Source organism: Tardiphaga sp. OK246 (genome assembly GCF_900188215.1).
Taxonomy (GTDB): domain Bacteria; phylum Pseudomonadota; class Alphaproteobacteria; order Rhizobiales; family Xanthobacteraceae; genus Tardiphaga; species Tardiphaga robiniae.
In genome coordinates this window covers 174,432-198,797 of the sequence record NZ_FZOX01000001.1, presented here as the reverse complement: position 1 = coordinate 198,797, position 24,366 = coordinate 174,432, and the positions used below count along the sequence as shown (strand labels likewise).

Annotated in this window: 25 protein-coding genes; 11 read left to right on the top strand and 14 right to left on the bottom strand. The window is 62.8% G+C overall.

The features are described 5' to 3' along the window. Positions 1-3: 3 nt before the first annotated feature. Positions 4-489, bottom strand: a complete 486-nt coding sequence (locus CHC01_RS00945) for a class I SAM-dependent methyltransferase (protein WP_349636607.1) — start codon at positions 487-489, stop codon at positions 4-6. A gap of 85 nt (positions 490-574) precedes the next feature. Then, positions 575-703, bottom strand: coding sequence for a hypothetical protein (locus CHC01_RS33380; RefSeq protein WP_349636606.1), 129 nt, complete (start codon positions 701-703; stop codon positions 575-577). A 268-nt stretch (positions 704-971) separates the two neighbouring features. Between CHC01_RS33380 and CHC01_RS00940 the strand changes: the two genes are divergently transcribed. Together CHC01_RS00940 and CHC01_RS00935 are read left to right on the top strand one after the other, a co-directional pair. Then, positions 972-1,181 (top strand): cold-shock protein, encoded by a 210-nt coding sequence (locus CHC01_RS00940; RefSeq protein ID WP_068731259.1) that lies wholly within the window; start codon positions 972-974, stop codon positions 1,179-1,181. A 174-nt stretch (positions 1,182-1,355) separates the two neighbouring features. After that, positions 1,356-1,547 carry a hypothetical protein gene (locus tag CHC01_RS00935; protein WP_089261660.1) on the top strand — a complete coding sequence of 64 codons (192 nt, stop codon included), beginning with the start codon at positions 1,356-1,358 and terminating at the stop codon, positions 1,545-1,547. An 8-nt stretch (positions 1,548-1,555) separates the two neighbouring features. Here CHC01_RS00935 and CHC01_RS00930 read toward each other — a convergent pair whose 3' ends face one another. The 4 genes from CHC01_RS00930 to CHC01_RS00915 form a co-directional block, all read right to left on the bottom strand. Then, positions 1,556-1,948: a response regulator gene (locus CHC01_RS00930; RefSeq protein WP_231077883.1), complete on the bottom strand. Its 393-nt coding sequence runs from the start codon at positions 1,946-1,948 to the stop codon at positions 1,556-1,558. An 11-nt stretch (positions 1,949-1,959) separates the two neighbouring features. Continuing rightward, complete coding sequence (locus CHC01_RS00925; RefSeq protein WP_141137015.1) at positions 1,960-3,312, bottom strand: HWE histidine kinase domain-containing protein; 1,353 nt, start codon at positions 3,310-3,312, stop codon at positions 1,960-1,962. Positions 3,313-3,513: 201 nt separating this feature from the next. Beyond that, a complete protein-coding gene (locus CHC01_RS00920; protein WP_349636605.1) occupies positions 3,514-5,403 on the bottom strand; it encodes a CHASE2 domain-containing protein in 1,890 nt (629 codons plus the stop codon). Positions 5,404-5,421: 18 nt separating this feature from the next. Continuing rightward, positions 5,422-5,943, bottom strand: a complete 522-nt coding sequence (locus CHC01_RS00915; RefSeq protein WP_089261654.1) for a FecR domain-containing protein — start codon at positions 5,941-5,943, stop codon at positions 5,422-5,424. A gap of 473 nt (positions 5,944-6,416) precedes the next feature. Here CHC01_RS00915 and CHC01_RS00910 point away from each other — a divergent pair, with 473 nt between their 5' ends. Together CHC01_RS00910 and CHC01_RS00905 are read left to right on the top strand one after the other, a co-directional pair. Beyond that, entirely contained in the window at positions 6,417-7,709 is a 1,293-nt protein-coding gene (locus tag CHC01_RS00910; protein WP_089261652.1) for an adenylosuccinate synthase, read from the top strand. A gap of 53 nt (positions 7,710-7,762) precedes the next feature. Further along, a complete protein-coding gene (locus CHC01_RS00905) occupies positions 7,763-9,382 on the top strand; it encodes a hypothetical protein (RefSeq protein WP_089261650.1) in 1,620 nt (539 codons plus the stop codon). 281 nt (positions 9,383-9,663) lie between these two features. Here CHC01_RS00905 and CHC01_RS00900 read toward each other — a convergent pair whose 3' ends face one another. Then, positions 9,664-11,859 carry a TonB-dependent siderophore receptor gene (locus CHC01_RS00900; protein ID WP_176454463.1) on the bottom strand — a complete coding sequence of 732 codons (2,196 nt, stop codon included), beginning with the start codon at positions 11,857-11,859 and terminating at the stop codon, positions 9,664-9,666. 323 nt (positions 11,860-12,182) lie between these two features. Further along, positions 12,183-14,045, bottom strand: coding sequence for a tannase/feruloyl esterase family alpha/beta hydrolase (locus tag CHC01_RS00895; protein WP_176454462.1), 1,863 nt, complete (start codon positions 14,043-14,045; stop codon positions 12,183-12,185). A gap of 208 nt (positions 14,046-14,253) precedes the next feature. Between CHC01_RS00895 and CHC01_RS00890 the strand changes: the two genes are divergently transcribed. Next, positions 14,254-15,228, top strand: a complete 975-nt coding sequence (locus CHC01_RS00890) for a VOC family protein (RefSeq protein ID WP_089261644.1) — start codon at positions 14,254-14,256, stop codon at positions 15,226-15,228. 44 nt (positions 15,229-15,272) lie between these two features. Here the strand turns inward: CHC01_RS00890 and CHC01_RS00885 are convergent, their stop codons facing one another. From CHC01_RS00885 to CHC01_RS00875, 3 genes are all read right to left on the bottom strand, one after another. Then, the gene (locus CHC01_RS00885) at positions 15,273-15,461 is read right to left on the bottom strand and encodes a hypothetical protein (RefSeq protein WP_068731284.1); all 189 of its coding nucleotides are present in this window, start codon (positions 15,459-15,461) and stop codon (positions 15,273-15,275) included. Between the two features lie 122 nt (positions 15,462-15,583). Beyond that, on the bottom strand, positions 15,584-15,802 hold the full coding sequence (locus tag CHC01_RS00880) for a hypothetical protein (RefSeq protein WP_068731389.1): 219 nt from the start codon (positions 15,800-15,802) through the stop codon (positions 15,584-15,586). 359 nt (positions 15,803-16,161) lie between these two features. Beyond that, a complete protein-coding gene (locus CHC01_RS00875) occupies positions 16,162-16,599 on the bottom strand; it encodes a lipid-binding SYLF domain-containing protein (protein ID WP_089261642.1) in 438 nt (145 codons plus the stop codon). Positions 16,600-16,626: 27 nt separating this feature from the next. Here CHC01_RS00875 and CHC01_RS00870 point away from each other — a divergent pair, with 27 nt between their 5' ends. Next, the gene (locus CHC01_RS00870) at positions 16,627-17,760 is read left to right on the top strand and encodes an arsenate reductase/protein-tyrosine-phosphatase family protein (protein ID WP_244558176.1); all 1,134 of its coding nucleotides are present in this window, start codon (positions 16,627-16,629) and stop codon (positions 17,758-17,760) included. Between the two features lie 29 nt (positions 17,761-17,789). Here CHC01_RS00870 and CHC01_RS00865 read toward each other — a convergent pair whose 3' ends face one another. Further along, the gene (locus tag CHC01_RS00865; RefSeq protein ID WP_141137013.1) at positions 17,790-18,023 is read right to left on the bottom strand and encodes a hypothetical protein; all 234 of its coding nucleotides are present in this window, start codon (positions 18,021-18,023) and stop codon (positions 17,790-17,792) included. Positions 18,024-18,213: 190 nt separating this feature from the next. Here CHC01_RS00865 and CHC01_RS00860 point away from each other — a divergent pair, with 190 nt between their 5' ends. After that, positions 18,214-18,588, top strand: a complete 375-nt coding sequence (locus tag CHC01_RS00860) for an Imm63 family immunity protein (protein WP_089261637.1) — start codon at positions 18,214-18,216, stop codon at positions 18,586-18,588. Between the two features lie 117 nt (positions 18,589-18,705). Here CHC01_RS00860 and CHC01_RS00855 read toward each other — a convergent pair whose 3' ends face one another. Both CHC01_RS00855 and CHC01_RS00850 read right to left on the bottom strand, forming a co-directional pair. Then, on the bottom strand, positions 18,706-19,137 hold the full coding sequence (locus tag CHC01_RS00855; RefSeq protein ID WP_089261636.1) for a hypothetical protein: 432 nt from the start codon (positions 19,135-19,137) through the stop codon (positions 18,706-18,708). A gap of 85 nt (positions 19,138-19,222) precedes the next feature. Continuing rightward, positions 19,223-20,068: a tetratricopeptide repeat protein gene (locus tag CHC01_RS00850; protein WP_089261634.1), complete on the bottom strand. Its 846-nt coding sequence runs from the start codon at positions 20,066-20,068 to the stop codon at positions 19,223-19,225. Positions 20,069-20,547: 479 nt separating this feature from the next. Between CHC01_RS00850 and CHC01_RS00845 the strand changes: the two genes are divergently transcribed. The 4 genes from CHC01_RS00845 (at position 20,548) to CHC01_RS00830 (ending at position 24,305) form a co-directional block, all read left to right on the top strand. After that, complete coding sequence (locus CHC01_RS00845) at positions 20,548-21,492, top strand: helix-turn-helix domain-containing protein (protein WP_089261632.1); 945 nt, start codon at positions 20,548-20,550, stop codon at positions 21,490-21,492. Positions 21,493-21,677: 185 nt separating this feature from the next. Beyond that, a complete protein-coding gene (locus tag CHC01_RS00840; protein ID WP_089261630.1) occupies positions 21,678-21,923 on the top strand; it encodes a hypothetical protein in 246 nt (81 codons plus the stop codon). Positions 21,924-22,045: 122 nt separating this feature from the next. Continuing rightward, a complete protein-coding gene (locus CHC01_RS00835) occupies positions 22,046-23,251 on the top strand; it encodes an NAD(P)/FAD-dependent oxidoreductase (protein ID WP_089261628.1) in 1,206 nt (401 codons plus the stop codon). Between the two features lie 136 nt (positions 23,252-23,387). Next, on the top strand, positions 23,388-24,305 hold the full coding sequence (locus CHC01_RS00830; protein WP_089261626.1) for an MBL fold metallo-hydrolase: 918 nt from the start codon (positions 23,388-23,390) through the stop codon (positions 24,303-24,305). Positions 24,306-24,366: the final 61 nt, after the last annotated feature.

The following is a 24,366-nucleotide window of genomic DNA, read 5'->3' as shown; positions in this document are numbered from 1 at the left end:
GAATCACGCATCGCCCGGCAGATCTTCCACGCGCCACAGGGCCAGCGACTTGTCGGCATAGTCGCCGCCGGCTTCCGTACAGCCTTCGTTGATCACGGCTAAGGGAGCAGGAAACAGGAACGGCGCGTACTGCAGATTGAGCACGCGCCAGTCACCGTCCTCGATATCGCGATTGGCTGATGCGTCGGGAAATGTCGTGGTCAGCAGCCAGTGGGTGCCGGAGCGTTTCAGATTGGCGATGGCGCGGTGGATGTTGGCGAATGACAGATGCACAAGGCAGTCGCGGCACAACACCAGATCGGCAGCGGGCAGGGTATCGCTGACGAGATCGAGACGGGCAAAATCGATATGGCCTGCATGGCCATAATGCGCGGCATTGGCTGCCACGATATCCGGAACGATATCGGCGCCGAGATAGCGGATACCACCGAGGTCCATCTGCGCCATCCAGGTGAAATCGCCGCAGGGCAGATCGAGGATGGATTGCACCCGCAATCGCCGCAGCAATTGCGTGAGGTCGCGGCGGAGTGACGTTGTTGCGTCGAGTTCGGAGCCGAGGCCGGATTGCGATTTTTTAGCGCCACAGATTGGTGCGATAGATCAGTTCGAAACGCGTAGTGAGATCGAGCCCGTCGAATTCGCAGCGCCGCTCGGCGAAGCGAAGTTCGGCCAGAACCGGTGTGCGTCGCCTCGATCTGTCCATTCGTGTGCCCGCTGCAGCAACGGTAAATCAGAGTTCCACAGCCAGCTTCGATCTGAAGTTCACCGTTGTAAATGCTCGTTAAACACGCTCTGGAATCATTGTTCTTGTAATTCGGCTGAAATCATCTATATTGCAGTTATTCGAATATATGCTCTGGCTTGTTGACCGCGCCGTAATCGGCTCCATTCCCCAAGACATCGTTGAAATCGGATCGGGCTCACGCGATGTCGCGTAGGGCTCGCGCATTCGCACATCTTGGAGAATAGTTATGGCAGTCGGTACAGTTAAGTGGTTCAACGCGACCAAGGGTTTCGGTTTCATTCAGCCTGATGACGGCGGCCAGGATGTGTTCGTCCACATCAGTGCAGTCGAGCGCGCTGGATTGGGTTCGCTCAATGAAGGCCAGAAGGTTTCTTTCGAAGCCAAGGCTGACAAGATGCGCGGCAAGACCAGCGCGGAAGATCTCCGCGCGATCTGAGCTTGAAGGTCCTGAAATTTCCACGGATGTACTGGGATTTCTCGACCGACAAGTTTTGCGTCGCCTCATAGATTTTGAATGACTGAAGCCCGTCGGTGATCATCACCGGCGGGCTTCATGCTATACGCATGATCATACGCCCGATTTCAGCGTCCCATATGAGGATCGATCAAGATGATTGAACGTCTGGATACGCTCAAGGCGGCGCGTATGCGCATGATCGAGGAACGTGATGCGCACGCAAAAGTGCTGGCGGCGCCCTTCAACCGCGATAATGCGGAACGGGCTCGCATGAAGTTTGTCGAGATTCAGAACGTGATCGACGCGATCGATCGTGCCATCGCCGGCGAGCAATCCGTCCAGTAGCGCCGGCGCTAGCCGATCAGCGCGCGCAGTTCCGCGATCATCTTCGTCGTCTCGAACGGCTTGCCGAAGAAGCGGCTGTCGTCGGGCAGATCGTTCTTGGCGACCTGCAAATGGCCGGAAACGATCACGATCTTGATCGGTGGCCAGCGGTTGCGTACCGCGTGGGCCAGTTTCAACCCGTCCATGCTTCCAGGCATCTGTACGTCGGTGAACAGCAGAACGATGTCGTCGCGCGTTTCCAGAATTCGCACGGCCTCGTCGGCATTGTTGGCCTCGATGGCGAAGAACCCGGCTTCCTCGACGATGTCGGCGGCGTGAATACGGAGCAGAGGCTCGTCCTCGACGATGAGGACGGCGGGCCGCTGCATGTCACGTGCATTGAGTTCTTGGAGTGATGCCATAAAAATTGGTGTCACCTTTCGTCGGGCACCGAAGCCAGATCGCTCAATCTGGTTTCGAACCGACATGTGAGCCCTTCGGGCAAAAATTCGATTTTGACGGAACTGCCGAAGTCGGCAGACAGCGTACCTTCGATCAGTCGTGAGCCAAATCCACGTCGCGTCGGCGGCGCCACGACGGGGCCACCGGATTCGCGCCACGCGAAACCTAACGCCGGCCCGTCGCTGCCGGTGTGACAAGCCCAGTCGATAGTGATCGTTCCGTCCGGGACGGACAATGCACCATACTTTGTGGCATTGGTTGCGAGTTCATGCAGCGCGAGCGCCAGCGACAGTGCCTGCTTCGCCGTCAGTTCCACCTCGGGGCCCGAGACGCGAATGCGCTTTTCGCCCGTTCGATGCGGCGCGAGCGCGCCAGCGATCACCGTGGGCATCGACGCGCTGGTCCAGCTCGATTGCGTGAGGATGTCATGCGCCTGGTTGAGCGCGGCCAGACGCGCATCGAAGATCGTGCGCGCATCTTCCTTGGTCGCGGCAGTCCGGAACGTCTGACTGGCGATGGCGCCGACCATCGCCATGGTGTTCTTCATGCGGTGCTCGAGTTCGCGCGTCAACATTTGCTGTTGCGCTTCGGCGCGCTTCAGCTTGCCGATATCGCGAATGGTTCCAATGAAGCGACTGACTTCGCCGTTTTCGAATTCCGCACGGCCCTTGGCCGAGCACCAGCGCTCGATGCCGTCATCGAGGCCGATGGTGCGGTATTCGATGTCATAGGCCTGCGGTCCGTCCAGCTTCATGGCGTTCAGGCAGGCCTTCTCAGTGACGTCGCGATCGTCGGGATGAAGCCCTTGCAGGAAGACGTCGAACGAGATCGGCTTGCCGAAGGTGAGGCCGAACAATTCGTAGCAGCGCCGGTCCCATTGTAGCACGCCGGTACGCGGGTCGAGATCCCAGGTTCCAGTGTCGGCGGCGTCGAGTGCAAGTCGTAGCTGGCTTTCGCTTGCCTGCAGCGCCACATCCACGGCACGCGATGCAGTGATATCGCGCGACACCGAAAGCAGCTGATGCGGTTTCCCATCGGGGCCGGGAATGGCAGTGACGGTGACATCCCACCATTTCGGCGTGCCGGCCATCGTGGTGGCGAAACCCTGGAAGTGTCCGGTACGCCCAAGCTGAGCGGCTCTAACAGCCGCCTTCGCGTCGATATTGCCCTGATCCTGCCAGAAGTCAGGCCATGGGCAGCCCTTGATCGCGCCGAAGTCCGTGACCTCCATGATGCGCTGGCCGCCGTCGGTCATAAAGATGAGGTTGCCGTCGAAATCGAGAACCTTGATGCAGTCGCCCGATGCTTCGAGCAAACTTCGCAAGAATGAATTGGCGTCCTGAATAGGTCCTAACGATTGATCCACGAATACCCCGGGAGCTGCGGCTCCGATCGCAAAAATACGCTGCAACGAAATACGACCGCAAACAGATACGGTTGCGGATGTACGCTAACAGGTCTTCGAGCAAACGTGCCAGACCAGACCGGGTTCCGGCTCAATCGCGGCGATGCCGCGTGCGTCGATTTACGCTGAGGTCGATATAGCCTCCGCCGCGCTGCCGTCGTGCCAGAGCCACGCGCTGACCGCGCCACTGCGGCCGCGGATCTGGACTTCGGTCGGGCCGCTCAGCGCCCCCGTCGCGCGCACCGCACAGTCCGCTCCCGCGGCGCGCAGCAGGTCGTCGCTCAGGGCCACCTTGGCGCCGTGGCTCGCGGCGACCTCCATGAGCCGGCTGGCGACATTGACGGTATCGCCGGTCGCGGTGATGTGCTGGTAGCTGGCGCCGCCGAGACGCGATGCGACGATATCGCCGAAATGTGCGCCGATCTTGAATCCGATCTGGCTGGCGATCTCAGGCGGAAGACCGGCGATCCATGTGCCGGTGCGCGTCGTCAGTTCGATACAGCAGCGCACGGCACGGGCGGCATCGTCATCGGCGACCACAGGCAATCCGAACAGGATCATCGCGCCGTCGCCCATGAAGGTTGTCACCACACCTCCATGGGCGAGGGTCACCTGATCGATCATGGCGTGGAAGGACTTCAGCAATTCGCGCACCGCATCTGCGTCGAGTGTCTCACTGAGTGCGGTGAAGCGCGAGATATCGATGAAGATGACGGCGGCATGCTGATGCACCGGCTGCAACAGATAGTCCGGATCCTTGATCAGCCAGTCGCGCAGGCCCGGCGCCTGGAACTGGCGCAGCAGATCGCTGCGGGCGGCGAAATGCTGCACGCTGCGCCGGCTGCTCCAGATCTGCAGCGCGCCGAACGTCATGGCCGGCGGCACAGCCGCGGCCAGCGGCAATGCAGCGCTCATCCAGATGCCATGGGCATAGGCGACGGTGTTGATCACGGCCCACAATGCGACGACGGCGACGATCGCAATGAGGCCGACGGCATTGCGCCGCCAGGCGAGCAGGGCGATGCACAGCATCGCCAGGATGATCGCAAAGCCGGCATCGAACAGCCGGATGGATGTATTGCGCAGCAAGGTGTCCTTGGCGAGCAGATGCGTGATTGCGGTGGACACGACCTCGACGCCGGGCATCACCGGATCGAACGGCGTCGAGAAGAAATCGCCGCCGCCGCTGACGGTGACGCCGATGGCGACGACGCGATCCTCGACATCGGCGCGGCGGAGTTTGCCCGCCAGAACCTCCGATGCGCTGATCGTCCTGATCGTGCCGTGCGGCCCATAGAAAGACATCGGCAGCAAATGGCCGACATCGGTCGGGACATGGGTGCCGGCGAGGGAGAAATTATACTCGCCGATTTGGGCATCGTCGCGCGAGGCGGCGGATGCGACGCGCAGCGGCATCGACACCATCACGCGGTCGGCCGAGCGCATCAGCATCGGCATCGAGCGCGGTACGCCGCTGCTGTCGGTGTTGAGATTGACCACGCCGACCGTGGCCTGATCGGCGAAGACTTTCAGCGGCAGGAGAAATCCCGATGCCACCGGCAGGTCCGCGAGCGGACCGGCCTCCTTGGTGGCCACGGTCTGTTTGGACTCGCTGAACAGCGCCGCCGCGGCGACGACGGTGTTGGTCTTGCCGAGCGCCAGCGCCAGTGCGGCATCGCTTTCCGCTGCGCCGGCATCGACCAGCAGCAGATCGAGTGCGAGCACTTTCGGTTTGTAGCGTGCGATCTCCTCGATGATCGTCGTCAGCGTGGCGCGGGGCAGCGGATAGCTGCCTTGTTCGCGGGCGATCCGATCGTCGATCGCGACGATGGTGACGAGATCGGGCGGTTTCTTCACGCCGCGGATCTGGATGCGCAGGTCGGTCAGCGTCGCCTCTAACCGGTCGAGAAAGCCGACATCGCCGCGGTTGTGACCAAAGGCCAGCGCTGCCGCCCACATGCCCGCCAGGATCATGGCGAGCGGTGTCTGCAAGCTGCTGGCCTTCATCATCGTTTGTATCCGGGCCGCCTAACGCCCAAGCCTTGCCATCAATGCGGCGACGCGCGGCGCGGGCCAACGCTTGATGTCGAGTGGCGTCGCCGAGGTATCGACATCGACGCCTTCACCGGGGCCGAGGGTTACACTGCCGGGGCCGGTCACGCGCCTGACGCCGACACGACCGGTCTCGACGAAGACGGAGGTCTTGCTGCCCTCGGCGTCCACCGCCCACCTGGTGCCACGCACGGCGGCGATTGCTTGCGGTGTCATCACCTCGAAGGTTTTGCCGGCCTTCTGTTTGGGGGCCTCGATGAAAATGGCCTTGCTTTGCAGGTCGACGCCGTCGACACGGCCGTTGCGGTCGCGGTCGAGCAGCGTGAAACGCGCTCCGTTTTCAGCAATGATCGTCACGCCGCCGCAGTGCAGGGTTTGCGGACCGCTGACCGGTTGGCTCGATGTGCAGCCGGGGCCGGCCTGCTGCGCCGATGCAGCGCTGCCATACAGGCACGCCGCAGCGACGATGGCCGCCGCCAGCCTGATTGAATGGGTCATGTTGGTTACTCCTGAACGCCACATCGGTAAGGCGGGCGGCGGGCGATTCCGTTCAACGTCAGCGGGCGAGCGGCGTGATTAACGCTCGGAGGTACCCATATAGGGCGACGCCGCGGCACAACGAGGGCAGATCCAACCGGGATGGCCGAACTCACGACCATGTGAGATTGAGAGGCATTCTCAGTAATCGGGCCGCGAGCGCTGCCGCAATCTCGCCACATCGCCCCGGATTTTCAGGGGATATCAAAGGTTTGCATGAGGCTAACGAGGCCATTTTCGGGGCGTTCATGCTTGTTTTCCCCCCGCGCTTCCTTTATTCCCGTTTTGCATCGCAGACAGCGTCCTGGAAGACTTGGGTAACCAAGATCATTGGCCGCGTTTAGGCGGATGCCTGGGCGTGATCCGGCAAACGGCAGACCGTTTTCCGCGCTGATCACGCTTCGACGCGTGTATTTTCAGAGGACTAGCGCCAAATGGCCAATGTTGTCGTCGTCGGCGCCCAGTGGGGCGACGAGGGTAAGGGCAAGATCGTTGACTGGTTGTCGGATCAGGCGGATGTCGTCGCCCGCTATCAGGGCGGCCACAATGCCGGTCATACGCTGGTCATCAATGGCCAGACCTACAAGCTGGCGCTGCTGCCGTCCGGCGTCGTGCGCCAGTCCAAGCTCTCGGTGATCGGCAATGGCGTGGTGTTCGACCCGCAGGCCTTCGTCGACGAAGTTGCCAAGCTCCGCGGCCAGGGCGTCGATGTCGGCCCGCACAATCTGCGCGTTGCCGAAAACGTCACGCTGATCCTGCCGCTGCACCGCGAACTCGATGCACTGCGCGAGAATGCCAACAAGGCCACCGCCATTGGCACCACCCAGCGTGGTATCGGCCCGGCCTATGAAGACAAGGTCGGCCGCCGTGCGATCCGTCTGATGGATCTCGCCGATCTCGCCACGCTGCCGCACAAGGTCGATCGCCTGCTGACGCATCACAATGCGCTGCGCCGCGGCCTCGGCCTCGCAGAATTCAACACGGCTGACATCGTGAAGGAGCTCTCCGCATTCGCGCCGGTGCTGCTGCCCTACGCTGAGGCCGTCTGGCGGCTGCTGGACAGCAAGCGCCGCGAAGGCAAGCGCATCCTGTTCGAGGGCGCGCAGGGCGCGCTGCTCGATGTCGATCACGGCACCTATCCCTATGTCACCTCGTCCAACACGGTTGCTGCGCAGGCGGCGACGGGCACCGGCATGGGCCCGGGCGCCGTCGGCTATGTGCTCGGCATCTGCAAGGCCTACACCACGCGCGTGGGCCAGGGTCCATTCCCGACCGAACTGCTCAACGAGATCGGCGAAGAGATCGGCCGTCGCGGCAAGGAATTCGGCGTCAATACCGGGCGCAAGCGTCGCTGCGGCTGGTTCGATGCGGTGCTGGTGCGACAGACTGTCCGCACCTGCGGCATCAACGGCCTGGCGCTGACCAAGCTCGACATCCTCGACGGCTTCGACACCATTGAGGTCTGCGTCGGCTACAAGCTCGACGGCAAGGAAATCGACTATCTGCCGGCCGGTGAAGGCGCCCAGGCCCGGATCGAGCCGATCTACGAGACCATCGAAGGCTGGAAAGAGCCGACCGCGAACGCCCGCTCCTGGGCCGATCTGCCGGCGCAGGCGATTAAATACGTGCGCCGGATCGAGGAACTGGTGGGCTGTCCGATTGCTTTGCTTTCCACGAGCCCGGAACGCGAAGATACTATTCTGGTGCAAAACCCGTTCGAGGCTTAACGGACTGTTACCGGATAGCCTCCAAATTGATGCACCCGCAACATTGAGTCGAGATGGCTGATTACTACCCGTTGATCGCCCGTGCCATCGCCGGACTGGACCCCAGTGCTCCCGGTGAGCAGCGGCGCGCGCTCTATGAGCGCGCCCGCACGGCTCTGATTGCCCAGTTGCGCAGTGTCGAGCCGCCCCTCAGCGAGTCAGAGATCACTAGGGAGCGGCTGTCGCTCGAAGAGGCCGTCCGCAAGGTCGAATCTGAAGCGGCCCAGCGCGCTCGCGATGCGTCGCGGCCTGCGGGGGCTGGAACGACGGGCGACGGCAAGCCGCGCGCCGGCGATGCTTTCCGCAATGCCGGGCCGCGTGCCGGTGCCACGCCGGCCGAGCCGTCGCCGCGCGGCCGCCAGCCGATTACGCCGACGCCGGCGTCTCCCCGCGGGCCGGAAGAGCCGCGCCCGCCGCGCACCTTGCGCGTCGATCCGCCACCGATTCCGAAGCAGCAGTCGCCCAATGCCGGCCCGCAGGATCCGAACGGTCCGCCAACCCGCGAACGATCAGGCACGCCGCGCCGCTTCGAAAACAATCCGGCGGCCCCCCCGCCGGCCCGCAACGACCGCGGCGATCAGGGCGATGCCGCCATGCGCGGCTTCCGTGACGTCACCGCCGATGTCGACGATCTCGGCCGCGCCGCCGCGCAGGCCAACCGCGCGGCGCGGAAAACTTACGCCAACGTGCCGTCGCCGACGCCGGAATTCGATCGTCTCGAACCCAGCATGGAAGCGCGGAGCGAAGCTTTCGGCTACGACGAAACGGCTTACGACGACCAGGACGGCGACGAGTCGCAGGTGCCGCCGTCGCGCATCAAGGATTCCAAGGGCAAGAAGGCGAAGCCGCCCAAGCCTCCGAAGCCGAAGCGCGTCAGCGGCGGTTTCCCGTTCAAGACCGCGCTTCTCATCGGCATCGTGATGATCCTGATCGGCGCCGTGATTCTGGGATGGCCGACGATCAACAAGATGGTGCGCGGTTTCGCTGGCGGTTCGGCGCCCGTCGTCACCGACAACAAGGATGCGCCGCTGGCGCCGCGGCCGAAAATCGCTGATCGCGTCGGTCAGCCGTCGTCGTCGGATCAGATCGCGCCGGTCGCGCAGCGCGTCGTTCTGTATGACGAGGATCCGGCTGAGCCGAAGGGCCGGCAATATGTCGGCACGGTGGTCTGGCGCACCGAGCAGATCAAGGGCACCAGCGGCAAGCCTGGTGACATCGCCGTGCGCGCGGACATCGAGATTCCGGAACGCAAGTTCAAGATGACCATGTCGTTCCGCCGCAACACCGACACGTCGCTGCCTGCCAGCCACACGGCCGAACTCACTTTCGTGCTGCCGCCCGATTTCGCCGGTGGCGGTATCGCGAACGTTCCGGGCGTGCTGATGAAGTCGAACGAGCAGGCAAGGGGCACGCCACTGGCGGGCCTCGCAGTCAAGGTCACCGACGGCTTCTTCCTGGTCGGTCTCAGCAATGTCGAAAGCGATCGCGCGCGCAACCTGCAGCTCCTGAAGGAGCGGTCATGGTTCGATATTCCGCTGGTTTATGCCAACCAGCGCCGCGCCATCATCGCTATCGAGAAGGGCTCGCCCGGCGAGCGTGCCTTCAACGACGCCTTCGCGGCCTGGGGCGAGTAGCAGATCAAGCGCGCTGGTCAGCCGCTCGTGATCTGCACCGATCTCTCCACGTCATGCCCGGCCTTGAGCCGGGCATCCACGTCTTGAGCCGTGCCAAAGGAAGGCGTGGATGGCCGGGACAAGCCCGGCCATGACGAATGAGAGTGCATTGCCTGGACCAACAAATCGATGTTGAGGCTACGGTTACTTGCCCTCAAAGCTACCCGCCTGCGTCACCGCTCCGTCGTTTCACGTCATTCCTGCAGCCAGAACTGCTTCAGCAGAGGTTTGCAGGCCCGCTCTCACCATCGCGCTGTCACGCTGCCGAGAACGGTGCGCCCCTGCGTGAAGGTGCAGGTCCCACCGTTGCAGATCGGAACACGCTCGTCCGACAGATTGCGCGCATTCACGGCCAGGCGCATGCCGCGATAATCGTAATGCGCACCCGCATCGAACGCCGTGATCGCAGGATTTCTGAGCGTATTAATGTCGTCAGCCCAGGTCTGTCCGATCCAGCGTGCGCCGGCGCCGACACCGAAGCCCGCGAGCGGGCCGGATTGCCAGGTGTAGTCGAGGAAGATCGCCGCCTGCTGAGTGGGCACGCCGATCGGCACCTTGCCGAGATCGAAGCCATTGCTGCGGGTCACGGTCGCGTCGGTGTAGCTGTAGGAGGCGATGCCCTTCAGCCCCGGCATCAGCGCCATCACCGCCTCCAGTTCGGTTCCGCGTGAGCGGATCTGGCCGGTCTGCACCGAGTACAGCGAACCGAAGACCGGATCGGTGGTCAGCACGTTGTCCTTGGTCAGGTTGAACCAGGTTGCCGTGAAGTAGCTGTTCCAGCCGAGCGGCTGATACTTGATACCGGCTTCGAACGATTCACCGGTCGTCGGCGCGAAGGGTGTAGCGCCGCGCCCGGGTGCCGTCGTGCCACTCTGCGGCAGGAATGACGTCGCGTAGTTGACGTAAGGCGCGAGCCCGTTGTCGAACAGATAGAGCAATCCCGCGCGGCCCGTGAACTTGCTTGGGTCGCTCGTGGTGGTCACGCCTGACAGGTCGTCGTGGTTCGAGAGTTCGGCAAAGTCCTGCCGGCCGCCGATGGTCAGCCGCCAGCCGCCCAGTGCCATCTGGTCCTGTGCGTAAAGTCCGAGCTGGCCGAGCGTCTGGCTGTTGGCGCTCATAATCGACAAAGGCAATGTCGGCACCGAAGTGCTATAAACAGGATTTGTCAGGTCGAGCGACGGACCGGCGCCCGCATAGTAGCCAAAAGTCGTTCCCTGCCGGAAGTAATCGACACCGGCCAGGACCGTATGCTTGATCGGGCCAGTTGCCAATCTGGCTTGGACCTGATTGTCGATATTGAAGGTGTTCAGGCTTTCCTTATAGGTCGACGCGTAACGGTTCAGCGTGCGGCCGTCGGGAGAGAGACTGAGTGCATCGATCATGTTGCCTTCGAACGACAGGTGCCCGAGCCGGACGTTCTGCCGGAACGTCACAGCCTCATTGAAGCGATGTTCGAGCCTGTAGCCGATCGAGGCCTGCGACTGCGTGAGCGCATCGAATGACGGATCGCCGAGACGAATATTGGTCACCACGCCCGTCGCCGGGTTGCGCAGATAATAGGGCCACATCGACGTCTTGCTGCGCTCGTATTCGGCCAGCACCGTGAGCGTCGTGTCTTCGCCCAGCTTCGCGGTGAAGCTCGGCGCCAGGAAGACGCGATCGTCCCAGGTGCCGGGAATCTGCGTACCACTGTCACGCACGAGGCCGGTGAAGCGATAGAGCAGCTTGTCGTTGTCGAGCGTCGGCCCGCTGAAATCGAAACGGCCCTGATAGCGATTGAAATTGCCGATATCGAGCCCGGCTTCGTTGAGCCGCGTCTCCAGCGGCATCTTGCTGACGAAGTTCACCATGCCGCCGGCTTCGTTGGCGCCATAGAGCACGGAGGACGGGCCGCGCATGACCTCGATGCGTTCGGCGCCATAGGGTTCGTTGCGGAAATGGGCGAAGGAACCGTTGCCCTGCCGCAGACCGTCGCGGTATTCGCCGAATTGGTTGGCCGCAAATCCGCGGATCAGGAACTGATCGTAGCGGGGATCGAAGCCATAGGGTTGGGTTTGCACGCCCGCCGTATAGGCCAGCGCCTCACCGACGGTTCGCGCGCCTTGGTCGCGCATCTGCTCCGGCGTCACCACCGAAATCGACTGCGGCGTCTCGATCAGAGGCGTATCTGTTTTGGTGCCCGTGGCACTTCGCGTGGCCACATAGCCTTGAACGGGGCCCCATGCGGATTCCGTTGCGCGGGCGCCCGGCACATTGCTCGGCGTGACTGTTCCCTGACGCGTGGCTGTGCGCGCCGTCCGCGCGGCGGTGCGCGACGCGCTGCTGCGCGCAGTGTTCTTGGGTTTGGCGCGCCGGTCTGCGCTGCCTTGAACGATGACGGGATCCAGCTGCGTGGCGCGCGCTGAAGGCGTCTCCGTGCCGGTGGCTTGCGCCAGCATTTGTGCGCTTGCCTGCGCTGACAGGCCCATCAACAAGACAATAGAACTCGCTGCACCAAGACACATTGCCTTGGTGACTTTTCTTTCGACGATCCCCACCGATAACGCCCCGCATGTCGTTCGGACTGACCGAGCCCGATTCCTGCGTGGTCTCTAGGACATCAAATCGCGCATGGCATTACCTGCCAAGTTAGAACCTCTACACACTAGAACCGTTAAAATCGCAGGAGTGTGCCGAGCGGCAATTTGTTGATAGCCGGATCAAGTCCGGCCATAACGAACGAGAGGCGAGAGCTTTCGCTCTCGCGCCGCCGGAATGACAGCTACTTGCAGCCGAAACTCCCCGCCTGCGTCACTGCTCCACCATTCCACACTGTCCGCAACGGATAGACGCAAGCCGGATAGCTCAGCCTGCTGTCGCGCGACGTCAGTGCGATCTCGCCGGGAGCCACACCTTTCTCGACCCAGTCCGTCAGCGCGGTGAAGAACTGATCCTGCTCGCGCGTCGGCGTCTGGTTGGCATTCCCCGGCAGTTTCGGTAGCGGCACGGAATCGTTCTGTCCGCTGACCGTATAGGCGCGGCCCTGCGAGCTGTGGGCCGAGCCGGGCAGCAGATACATCCGCATGAACTTCTGCACCTCCGCGTGGCCGCCCATCTGCGCCGCGACGCGCTCGTGATAGTTGACATTGCCGGCGGGCGGGATCGCGTCATCGACGAGGCCGCTATAGACGATGATCTTGCGGCCGAGATCGCGCAACTTGCCGAGATCCGCTTTGTCTGTGCCGAGATTGCTGAACAGGGTGGGCTGCAAGGCAAGGTTCTTGTTCACCGTATCGGCCAGATCGGCATAGCTGAGCTCCTGCCACTTGTTGCGTTCGGTGGTCGAGCCGTTGTTGAACGGAATGTCCGACGGGTTGGTGGCGCTGGCATCGGCGGCGTAGCGGACGTCCTGCAGGGCCAGGGCCACGCTGCCGGCGGCTGTACCGGTGATCTGGCTGCCGATCGCCGTGGTCCTGGTGAAGGCCCACCACACCTGTTTCGTGCCGAGCACCTTGCCACTGCGGCTGTCGGAGCTTTGCGCGGCGTCATAGCTGCCATCGGGCGTTGCGCCGAACCAGATCCTGTCGAGCGCCATCGCTTCCTTCAGGCTCATACAGGTTGCCGCATCGGCATTGCTGCCGGTGACGCCCTGGCCAGCCTCGCCGCTGCAGAGAGCTGCGGCATCGCGCGCGGGATCGTAATCGCAGGCGAACGGATCGAGCAGGAAGCCGATCCCGGCCTTGTCGCAGGCGGCGAGGGCACGTTTGTTGGCGGCGTCGATCTTGGCGGCGAAGGCGGTGGCTTTCGGCTTGTCGAGCGCTGTGAAGCCGAGTTCGGTCTTCATCACGATCTGCGGATACAGCGCGGCCGTGCCGAATTGCGGGATGTTGAGCGCCGGCTGCGCGATCATGTAGCCGTCATAGAGTTCGGGATAGTCCTGGGCGATCTTCATGCCCTGCCGGCCGCCCTGCGAATGGCCATCGTAATAAGCGTAAGCCGGCGCCTTGCCGTAATACAGCGTGACGAGCGCTCTGGTCTTGACGGCCTGCTCCACCATGGCGCGGACCGAGAAGTCGCGGAACGCCTCGGCATTGACCTTGCCGTCGGAGAGGAATGTGAAGGAGCCGTCCTGATACCAGGGTTGTCCTGCATCGGTGGTGCCCGAGGCATAACCCATATTGGCGTTGACGAGGGCGGGCACTTTGCTGCCGATCTTGTCGACAGTGCGATGGCCACCGCCGACCCAGCCGCCGCCGCCGTAATTGCGGATGCGCGTATTCCAGTTCGCCGGTGTCGGCAGCCAGACCTCGATGCCGATGCCCTCGGACCAGGAGCGCGCAGCCTTGTCCTTTTCCGCCGTGAAGCCTGGCCCCACCAGAAGCTTCACAAGGCACATGTCCGCCGCCATGGTGATCGGGCGGGGCGAATCCTGTGCGACCAGTTCCTCGCCCTTCTTGATCGCCCGCACGGCCACCACGGTGGTGGCCTCATCGGGATGAAATGCGGCCTTGATACCGTCGTCGCAGGCGAGCTGCTGTGCGGAAGCGGGGGCGGTGGTGCTGCATAGCGCGGCAAACAAGGCTATCGCCGTCACGATGGCACGCGCGCGGTTGTCATCACGGATGATGTGGGGGGCTGTCGACATGGCGTTTCCCGTCTGTTTTATTTTTGAGTTGGGGTGAGTTCTCCTCACTTCGCCTCTGCGATCAACTACCAAAACGATGTCGGAACGTAACATTATGTTAAAAAGGCCCCGTGGATTGGGCCTACAGCGATGTGATTTGACCCCGTATGGTCGCCTGCTATCCACAATGATCCGCTCTTGAACCCCTTCTGCCGCCATGGACCCCCGCATGACCACGCGCCGACAAGTCATGAAATTGGCCGCCTTCGCCGCCAGCCAGACCGCGCTGATGGGCGCGGTGCGTGCCGAGGGCGGTGTCGATCTCGGCGCGGCCGCGTCGGCTGCGCTCCCCTTCGCGCAACAGACGCCGATGCGGATCGGCGCCGCCGCGCTTCGTGTCCGCGACCTCGGCAAGATGCGGACCTATTACACAGACCTGCTGAAGCTCGACACCATCAGCGCGGACAAGACCGAGGTCGTGCTTGGCGTTGATGGCGTGGCGCTGTTGCATCTGATCCATCGGCCCGATGCGCCGCTGGAAGCGCAGACCACCGCCGGGCTGTTTCACACCGCGTTCCTGATGCCGAGTCGTGCCGACTTCGCGCGGTGGCTGGTCCATGCCGCGCTGGCGCGCACGCCGTTCGATGGCTTTGCCGATCATCACGTCAGCGAAGCCTCCTATCTCACCGATCCCGAGGGCAACGGCATCGAGGTCTATTCGGACCGGCCGCCGTCGGCGTGGAAATGGACCGGCGACATGGTCACCATGGGGACCGACCAGCTCGACATCGACAACATCGTGGCGCAGACGGACACGACCCGCGATCAGTATCACACCGCGCCGAAGGCGCTGCGCATCGGTCACATGCATCTGCGCGTCGGCGATGTCGCGCGCGGCCGCAATTTTTATGAGGGGCTGATTGGGATGGAGCCGACGCGGCTTGGCCGGCCGGGTGTCGCATTCCTGTCGTCAGGCCGCTATCACCATCACATCGGCATCAACACCTGGCAGAGCACCGGCAGCGGTCCGCGCAATGCGCAGGAGACCGGGCTGGCCTGGTTTTCGCTCCGTATTGCCGATGATGCTGTCATAACTGACCGCAAGCGCCGTCTTGCGGCGGCGGGCCTGTCAGGCGAGTCGATCGCAGATGGCATTGCGATCGCCGATCCCTGGGGCACCCAGGTGCGGCTCGTGAAAGCGTAAGGTCGAGAAAGATTTCGGCCGGTCTGCTGTCGCGCGCGACAGGGCTACGCCTCAGCCAATTCGAAATACCGCGGGGCGTCGCGCCAGCCGTGGGCTGCGGCATGGAGCGCCTTGGCGCGATAATCCAGTTCGAGATCGCAGAGCATGCCGCGCATTTCCAGATCGCTCTCCTCGCGAGCGAGGCGGTTGCAATCGTCCGCGCGGTCTCTGAAATAATTTTCTGACATAATCATCGGTATCGTTTTCCATCGGCTTCGATGGAACTTCGCTGTCCGGTTTGGCGAAGACGTGGCGGCATGCCATCAAATACGTGGCAGTTCCCGCTTTTCGCGTTGCGAAAGATTGCGCAGCGATGTTACGGCGCGCCGTTGGCGCCTGCGGTCACGGCATGCGACACGAGCGCATGGGCGTCAGTGATGCCGCCGGCCGCATGGCGCACGATGGTCTCCGCCATCATCGCCTTCGTCGCCGGGGTGCGATGCTGCACGGCGATCTGCTGCACAGCGATATCCAGCACTTGGCGCAGCGTGGCCACATAGTTTGCGTCGAACTTCGGTGTCGGGTCGGTTGTCATGCTACACTCCGTCGTCTCGAGCTGCGCGGACCATGCTGGCGCATTGGGGCGTATCTTGGCCCGTGCGATGAAACGTGGATGACGGCTGGTGACATTGTTTTGAAGTGCGGGCGTGAACCTTCACGCGGTGTTGCGCGACATCGCGTCGCGCGCATTGCGCTGCACACCAGAGCGCAAAAAAAGATCGATAAAATCTTTAACAAGTGTGAAGCCACGATGACGTCGCGTGCACATTCGCGCGATCGATGACACCTGCCATTTTGTTGAATGGAGCTCGCGTCGAGGCGTCGGTTCGCGGATATGTGTTTGCACGGGCGCCTTGCAGCAAGGCGTCCGTGCTCTGCTTATGGGCTCGCCGCTTACCTCAGCGAGATGGCGAGGCCCGAGAGATCGGCATTGACCATCAATCCGGTCTGGCGGCCGCTCAATTCCAGCAGCGCGCCCTTTTCGTTGGTGAGCACGATGGCGCTGACGCCGCGGCCGACGGCAGCACCCGCGCCGCCTGCGCCATAAACGCCGGCCACATCGCCCGGGCTGTTGATGCGGCTGACGCGGCCGGACAGATAGGTCTGCGACGCGCCGAACACCAGGCCCGCGCTCAAGCCGCCGATCGACAGCGGATAGGTCCGCCCGCGAAAGGTCAGTGTGCCCGAACCGCCCGACGCGCCGATGAACCAGCCGCCCTTCAGCACATTGATGCGGATCGTGCCGCTATCGGCAAAAGCCGCAGAGGAGAGACTGGCGCCGATCAGCGCGAGGGCGGCGACGAGGGTGGTGCGGAAAGGCGAGCGCGACATTGGGGGTGTCCTCCGAGGGATGATTCGTTGGCGCAAGGCGAGGCCGGCACAATCCAGCAAAATGGTTGCGGGGTCCATGGGCTCGCGAGCGGCGAGGGCGGTGCAATTGACAAATGCGGGCCCGACCAAACACACTCGGCCATGGCCAGGACCGTCCTCTTCCTCTGCACCGGCAACTACTATCGCAGCCGCTATGCGGAAGAACTCTTCAATCACCTGGCGCGTCGCGCCGGTCTGGACTGGGAGGCGACGTCGCACGCCCTGGCTATCGAGCGGGGCAAGGACAATGTCGGCCCGATGGCGCGGCAGACCATCGACGCACTGACTGTCGATGGCATCTCGCCCCTCGGCGTATCGCGAATGCCGGAGGTCTGTACGCATGATGCGCTTGCAGCGTCCGATATGGTTGTGGCCGTGAAGGAAGCCGAGCACCGCACCTTGCTGGCGGAGCGCTTTCCGGGCTGGGAAGATCGCGTGACCTATTGGCACGTCCATGACATCGACGTGGCGCCTCCCGACGTCGCGCTGGGCGAGCTGAAAGCGCATGTCGCGCGTCTGGTGCGTGAGCTGGCTGAACCTCACCATACGAGCCTGATCGCTCCCGCCATGTGGCAACTCGTCGAGCGCCATGTGGGGCACGTCGGCTATAAAGGCGGCGTCAAGTCCGAAGGACTTGCGTGGGATCCGCCGGTCATCGATTGCTCCGGCTGGGCTGCGCTGCTGCTGTCCAGCGCGATGCAGGCGATGAATGATGCATCCAGAAGCGGCGTCTTCAGCGCCGGTGAGATTGCCGGGATTTCGACCTGGTCCGATCGCATGATCGAGGTCATCGAGGCCCGCACCGGGTTTATTCTCGAAGGCGATCGGATCGATCTCGAAAGCCTGCCGCGCTTTGCAACGATCGGCTTGCGACAGGGTGGCGGAGCATGGGCCGCGAACCATCCGCGGCCACGCGGGATTACCCATGTGGTCCAGATCGTGCGCCGCCCCGATGACGATGCGCCGTTCGTGACGGAGTCGCAGGGGTGGGCAACGCCCTCTGGTCTCCGGTTGCTGCCGCTGGCGGATTGGCTTGAGATCAGCCGAGCGTGGCTCAAATCCGGCGAGGCGTGGGCGGTCGATCCGTTTGCGCCGTGCGTGCATCGCGCGGGCGTGGCGTAAGGCCAACGCCGCGAACCGCGAAGACCGCATCAATTGATGCTGTGAAAGAACCACTTCACCAGCAACACGCCGCTGCCGACCGCCACCACCACGATCCCGTAGCCGGTCAGGACGTCCGCCGGGGTGCCGCCAAACGGCCATATCGCGGCAATGGCGATGCCGACGGTGAATGTCAGTATGACGTAAAACAGAATGCCGCGCTCCTCCGGCTTTGATGCCAGCGCCTGCATGATGAATTCCAGAAGGGGACTTGGCTCGGACATCGACTACGGCACCTCGTCCCATATGTCGGCGCGCGCGAAGATCGGGTTCAGGCGTGCTGCTGCCGTCTGGTGCCCTCTGTCTGAGTGAACCTGGTGCGCAGTTATCCCGACTTATCGCCACTGTCCCACGGCCGCATTGGCCAATCACGAGGCCGCTGCCTTGACACCCCTTGAACAAGTCGATCACCGCATGCGCGTGCTTGCCGCCCGCATCCATGCGCCCGAGGAGCTGCTGCCGGGGTATCGGCATGTCGATTCCGGCCGTGCGCTGATCGAGCATGACGGGCACTTCCACTACATGTTCGTCGAACGCGGCGAGCGATACGACATGCGGACCACCGACGATCTAGATGAGCTGATGTACTGGACTTTCGAGACCATCACCTCGGCGATGGCCGGAACCTATGAACTCATGCACCGCAATTCCAACGCCGGCGATATCAGGCGCCTGCGTTTTGCGCATCAGCTCGCATTGCTGGGCCGGCTTGATCCTGCATGGGCGGATCGCTGTCGCGCCAGACTCGATGATATCCTCTCGCGTCATCCTTATGTCGACGGGCGTTGATCGGCATGCATCGCTGCGAAAGCAGATGTGATGTGAGCAATGGGCGGCACGACAGGCTTCGCTATGTCGGTCGATTCCAAAACAGGCCAATTGTTCTCATTGGCGGTGTCGCGACGGTCACCGGATGTGACGCTCTACCAGCCACCAGTAAGCGAGCGCGGCAACGCTTCCGCCGCACGCCGCTGCGCCGATCAGCCCCCATTCGGTCGGCAGTGAGGAGCCAACGGAGGCGCTGATGCCGAAGAAGCCGCCACCGGTGATGGCGCCGCCGATCATGCACATCGCGGGCGACATGATCCCGACCCATCGCGCCAGGAGGATTCCGGGCAGGGCGATGAAAACGGTGGCCTTGAATGAACCCGCCACGCCGAAAACGAGAGTCAGCAGAGCCGTCGTGACGACCGCGCCGAGATGCGCGGCGAGTCCGCCGGTGGGCCGAAGGCTGAGCTGCAGCAGAATTCCCATGGCCAAAGGCGCGATGATAATCGCCGCGATCAGGCCGACGATCATGCGCCCGATGTCGATCAGGCATCGCGAGACGCGGGACATCGGTGGTGCGGGAATGGGAGACGTCGGAGGCATGACGCTTGGAATGTGCCGCTTTCAGACATCAAGCCATGTCAGCGCCGGCCCGTCATATTGCTCTCAATTCTTTCGATACGCGCTTCAACGCCTTCAGGCCTTCTGGATCGGACGGAGCCAGTCGCGCGTGCATCCTGAAGTCAGCCAATGCCTCTTTCAGACTGCGTTTCTTCTCCCACGCCATGCCGCGGTTGTAATAGGCTTTGGTATCTTTCGGATCGAGCCGGATCGCCTGGTTGAAGTCCGCGATGGCCCGGTCGAAATTGCCTTTGGTGCCCCAGGCGTTGCCGCGGTTGACGTAGGCAGCCCCATGTTTCGGATCGAGCTGGATCGCCTGATCGTAGTCCGCGATGGCCCGATCGAGGTCACCCCTGCCGCTCCAGGCGCTGCCGCGGTTGTAGTAGGCGTCAGCATCTTTCGGATCGAGCTGGATCGCCCGGTCGAAGTCCTCGATGGCCCGGTTGAAGTCGCCCTTGGCGCCCCAGGCGCTGCCACGGTTGGCGTAGGCGAGCCCTGATTTCGGATCGAGCTGGATCGCCTGGTTATAGTCCGCGATGGCCCGATCGAATTTTCCGCTGTGGTACCAAGCGTTGCCGCGATTGTTGTAGGCAGACGGATAGGTCGGATCGATCCGCATCGACTCGTTGTAATCCGCCATGGCGTGGGTGAGGTCGCCCTGTGCTCGGTACGCCCCGCCGCGACGCGCATAGACCCGCGCGAGGCTTCGACCCGTGTATTGGTGCGAGTCGATGGTGCGCGTGCACCCCGCGACCGCGAGGTCATCCGACAGCTTTATGCAGGAATCCGACTCGTCTGCGGCGGCCACTCCCGGCAACCCGGCGAGAAGCACCACGCCCATGCATGCGAACAACCGGTATGTTGAGAAGCGCATCTGCATCGCATGTGGTCTCCGCACCTTGTCCGGAGCAGCCGGGATACCCGACCGCCATTCCCCGGACGCTCATTTGTCCCTTGGTCGGGGTCGCAGATCAAATAGTTCATCAGCGATGATTGGATCCTCGGTTTCCGCTTCGGGTCATTGTTCGGGACCGGAAAGAGCAGCAGATCGAACGGCTTCGGTCCAGCAGCGACGAGTTCGGGCGCCTCGCTTGAGCTCGCGCTGATCGGCGTCCAGGCAATCATTTTTGAATGAAAACTGCACGTCCGCGCGTCGATTGCACAAGAAGCCAAGGAAAACTCAACGGCAATTCAAGGTGCCTACAAGGCTTTCCGGCCCGTCCGCGCGCATTCTGGCAGTGCTTTCAGGAGCAAGGCCACGGATGGCCCGAACAATCGGAGGAAAGTCATGAGGATTATCGTCATGGGCGGTACGGGTCTCATCGGACACACACGAACCCTTGCTGCGGGTGCACGTCCATGACCAAGCCTCACGATCGTTCGAATGGCCCGGCAGCCGCATCTGAGGCGCCCCAGGAAACTCCGTCCCATGCCGAGCGGCCTTCTGCCGGTGCGGAGATGTCCCGCGTGCTCGGGACCACACCATTTCATATGGCTTTGGATTCCTCCGGTGCCGGAATCACCCACTGGAAACATGAGCCATTGCACGACGTCGTCGAGCCGATGACCCATCACGTCATCATGGCTTACAACGGTTCGATGCAGCGCATGGAGCGGCGGTCAGGAAGATCGGTTGCGATTGGAACGTTTCGTCCCGGGGTTGTGATCATCATTCCAGAAGGATCAAGTTCCCGATGGGATATTCCGAAACCTGTCGATGTCGTTCAGCTCTATCTTCCGCACAGAATACTCGAGCGCGTTGCCCACGAAGCCGACATCGCCGCTCCTGGCGACCTTTTGGAGCGAACGGCGCATCCCGATCCCATCACATCGCGGTTGCTCATAAGTGCGGCGGACGTCCTGGAGGGCAATGCGGCCCTGGATGCCCTGTTCAGGCAGCAAGTGACGGATCTACTGGCCACGCGCCTGCTGGCTGCGCACACCGGCGCGCCAACCACGTTCCAGCAGACCATGGGCGGGCTGGCGCCGAAGACGCTGCTACGTGCCATCGAACGTTTGCGCTCGGACAGCGATACGGACGTCTCTCTTTCCGCCCTGGCCTCGGATGCCGGCCTGTCGCGCTTTCACTTCTGCCGCGCTTTCAAGGAAAGCACCGGGCTTTCGCCACACGCCTGGTTGCGCCAACACCGGCTCGAGCAGGCCATGAACATGCTGCGCGACACCGACGCATCGGTCGTGTCGGTGGCAGCGGCGCTTGGCTATGCCTCGCAGACAGCCTTCGCAGCGGCGTTCAGGAAGCTGACCGGCGAAAGTCCAAGCGATTGGCGCCGACGGACGCGTTAGCCGCAATCTCTCGACAGGTACGTCAATCGCTCTGGGGCAGTTGCAGATCCGATCAGCTAGATCATCACCGTGCCCACGCCAATAACGGACGGAGACAGACAATGGCCTGGAAGACCTTCGTCGACCCACTTGCAATGATACCGCGACGGAGAGTCGTCACGAGCTCTCTGATATATGGACTTTCATTGACCATTCGACTGACGACATCGACGGGCGAAGAAGCCGAGAAACCAGCGCAGACCGCGCAAGACAGCACCCCTTCGTTGTCCATTATCGTGAGCGACGACATCCAGGCTTTGAACGACCGGCCGCTGACGTTCGCACAGCCGATCATCTTTCATCGTGACCGGCCGCCGGTTCCGCGAATCTGCCGCGCCGAATGTGAACGTCCCATGCAACTGGCGTCGATGCTGGACTGTACCCCTCCATAGGGGCCCACCTCGTCGTTTCCCGTCTTCGCGTCATCGTTGATCGCAACAAATTTGCCGCAGGTGAGAAGCGGCGGCGGTGACGCGCGTACTGCCGAGCAACTTAAACCCAAGGAGAACATCACATGCGAATAGTCATTATAGGCGCCGGCTTCGCCGGCATGTACGCCGCATTGTCCGCAGCCCGCCTGCGCGACATCAAGGGTGTTTCGCCCGAAGAGCTCGAGATCGCGCTGGTCGCACCCGAGCCGACACTGGTCATTCGCCCGCGGCTCTATGAGCCGAAGCCCGAAACCTTGACGGCGCCTTTGCTGGATGTCCTCAAGGCCGTCGACGTCGTCTATATCAAAGGCAGCGCCGAGACGATCGACACCGCATCCCGCATCGTGCAGGTCGCGACCGCCAACAATAAGCGACAGTCGCTGTCCTACGATCGGCTGGTCGTGGCGACCGGAAGCCGGTTGTTCCGTCCGAATATTCCCGGCCTCGCGGAGCATGGTTTCAGCGTCGACAATCTCGACGATGCGATCGCGCTCGACAAGCATCTGCATGGCCTGGCCGATCGGCCGGCATCGAACGGACGCGACACCATCGTCGTAGCCGGCGGCGGCTTCACAGGAATTGAAGCAGCGACCGAAATCCCGGCGCGGCTTCGCACGATCCTCGGCAAGGATGCCAAGCCGCGCGTCATCATTGTCGAACGAAACAGTGCGATCGCTCCCGACATGGGCGAGGGTCCACGTCCCATCATCGAGGAGGCGCTGCGCAAACTCGGTGTGGAGACGAGGCTCGGTGCCGGCGTTGCCTCGCTGGATGCATCCGGGATCACACTGTCCGACGGCGAACGTATCGAAACCGAGACCGTGATCTGGGCGGCAGGCATTCGCGCCGCGCCGCTGACCACGCAGATCCCAGCCGAGCGCGACAATTTCGGCCGGCTGCTGGTCGACCGCGATTTGCGCGTACCCTCGGTACCTGGCGTCTTTGCCACGGGCGATGCCGCCAGAGCGGCCAGCGACGATGTCGGCAATTACGCGCTGATGTCGTGCCAGCATGCGACGCGGATGGGCGCCTTTGCCGGCAACAATGCCGCCGCCGAATTATTGCGCATGGCGACCAGGCCATATCACCAGAAGGCCTACGTCACCTGTCTCGACCTCGGCGAAGCCGGCGCACTGTTCACGCGCGGCTGGGACCGCAAGGTCGAGATGGTTGGCGACGTCGCCAAGAAGACCAAGCAGGAAATCAACACCATCTGGATTTACCCGCCGAAGCCCGAGCGTGCCGCCGCTCTCGCCTCGGCCGATCCGGAGCATGTGACCGAAGTCTAGCCACCCCACACAAGAAAGAACCGCGCTCCATGGAGCGCGGCCAGCTCTCACGATCAACCAGGAGGACCCACAGATGACACAGACGATTCAAGCCACTCGGAAAAGCACTCAGCAAAATACCCAGAAGGAGAAACACATGAACCTTGATACGACATCGGCCCCCGCCAAGTCGGGACGCAACGAACTGGTTCCGTCGCGCTATGCAGTGAAGATCGGCGACATCGACGTGCTGGTGGTCAGCGATGGCGTGCTGCCACTCCCAACCTCCATGTTGGGACATAACGCAGACCCCGCCGTCCGGGCCGCCTGGATGCGCGATATGTTCCTGCCGCCGGACGCTTTCGACTGGCCGCTGAACGTGGTCGTCGTGCAGAGTGGCGAGCAGACCATTCTTGTCGACGCCGGGCTGGGATTGGACCCGGACCTGCATTTGCCGCGGGCCGGACAACTGATCCAGCGATTGGCCGCTGCCGAGATCGATCTTGCATGCGTCACCGATATCGTGCTGACGCACTTGCATATGGACCATATCGGCGGACTGCTCGTCGAAGGGGTGAAGGATCAACTACGTTCGGATCTGCGAATCCACGTCGCTGCCGCCGAGGTCGAATTCTGGAAAGCGCCCGATTTCTCTCACACCCAAATGCCGCCCGGATTCCCGGACGCGCTGCGGGCGACCGCCAAGCGGTTCATGGCCGAATATGGAAAGCATTTTCGGACATTCACGGACGAGCACGAACTGGCGCCGGGAGTCGTCGTGCGTCGGACCGGCGGCCACACGCCCGGACACAGTGTCGTCCGCCTGGCATCCGGCGGTGACGCGCTGACCTTCGCCGGCGACGCCGTGTTCACGGTCGGGTTTGACCAACCCGATTGGCACAACGGTTTCGAGCACGACCCCGAAGAAGCGGCGCGCGTGCGGACTCGTCTGTTGCGGGAGCTGGCGGCAACAGGCGAATTGTTGGTCGCGACCCATCTGCCATTCCCGTCCGCCGGCCACGTGGCGATCGATGGCGACGCGTTTCGCTGGGTTCCGATCTCCTGGGACTACTGATCGTTTGCCGGGTTAGGACCGGGGCGCGCCCTCTTCGCTAATGAGAGCGCGCCCTGGTTTT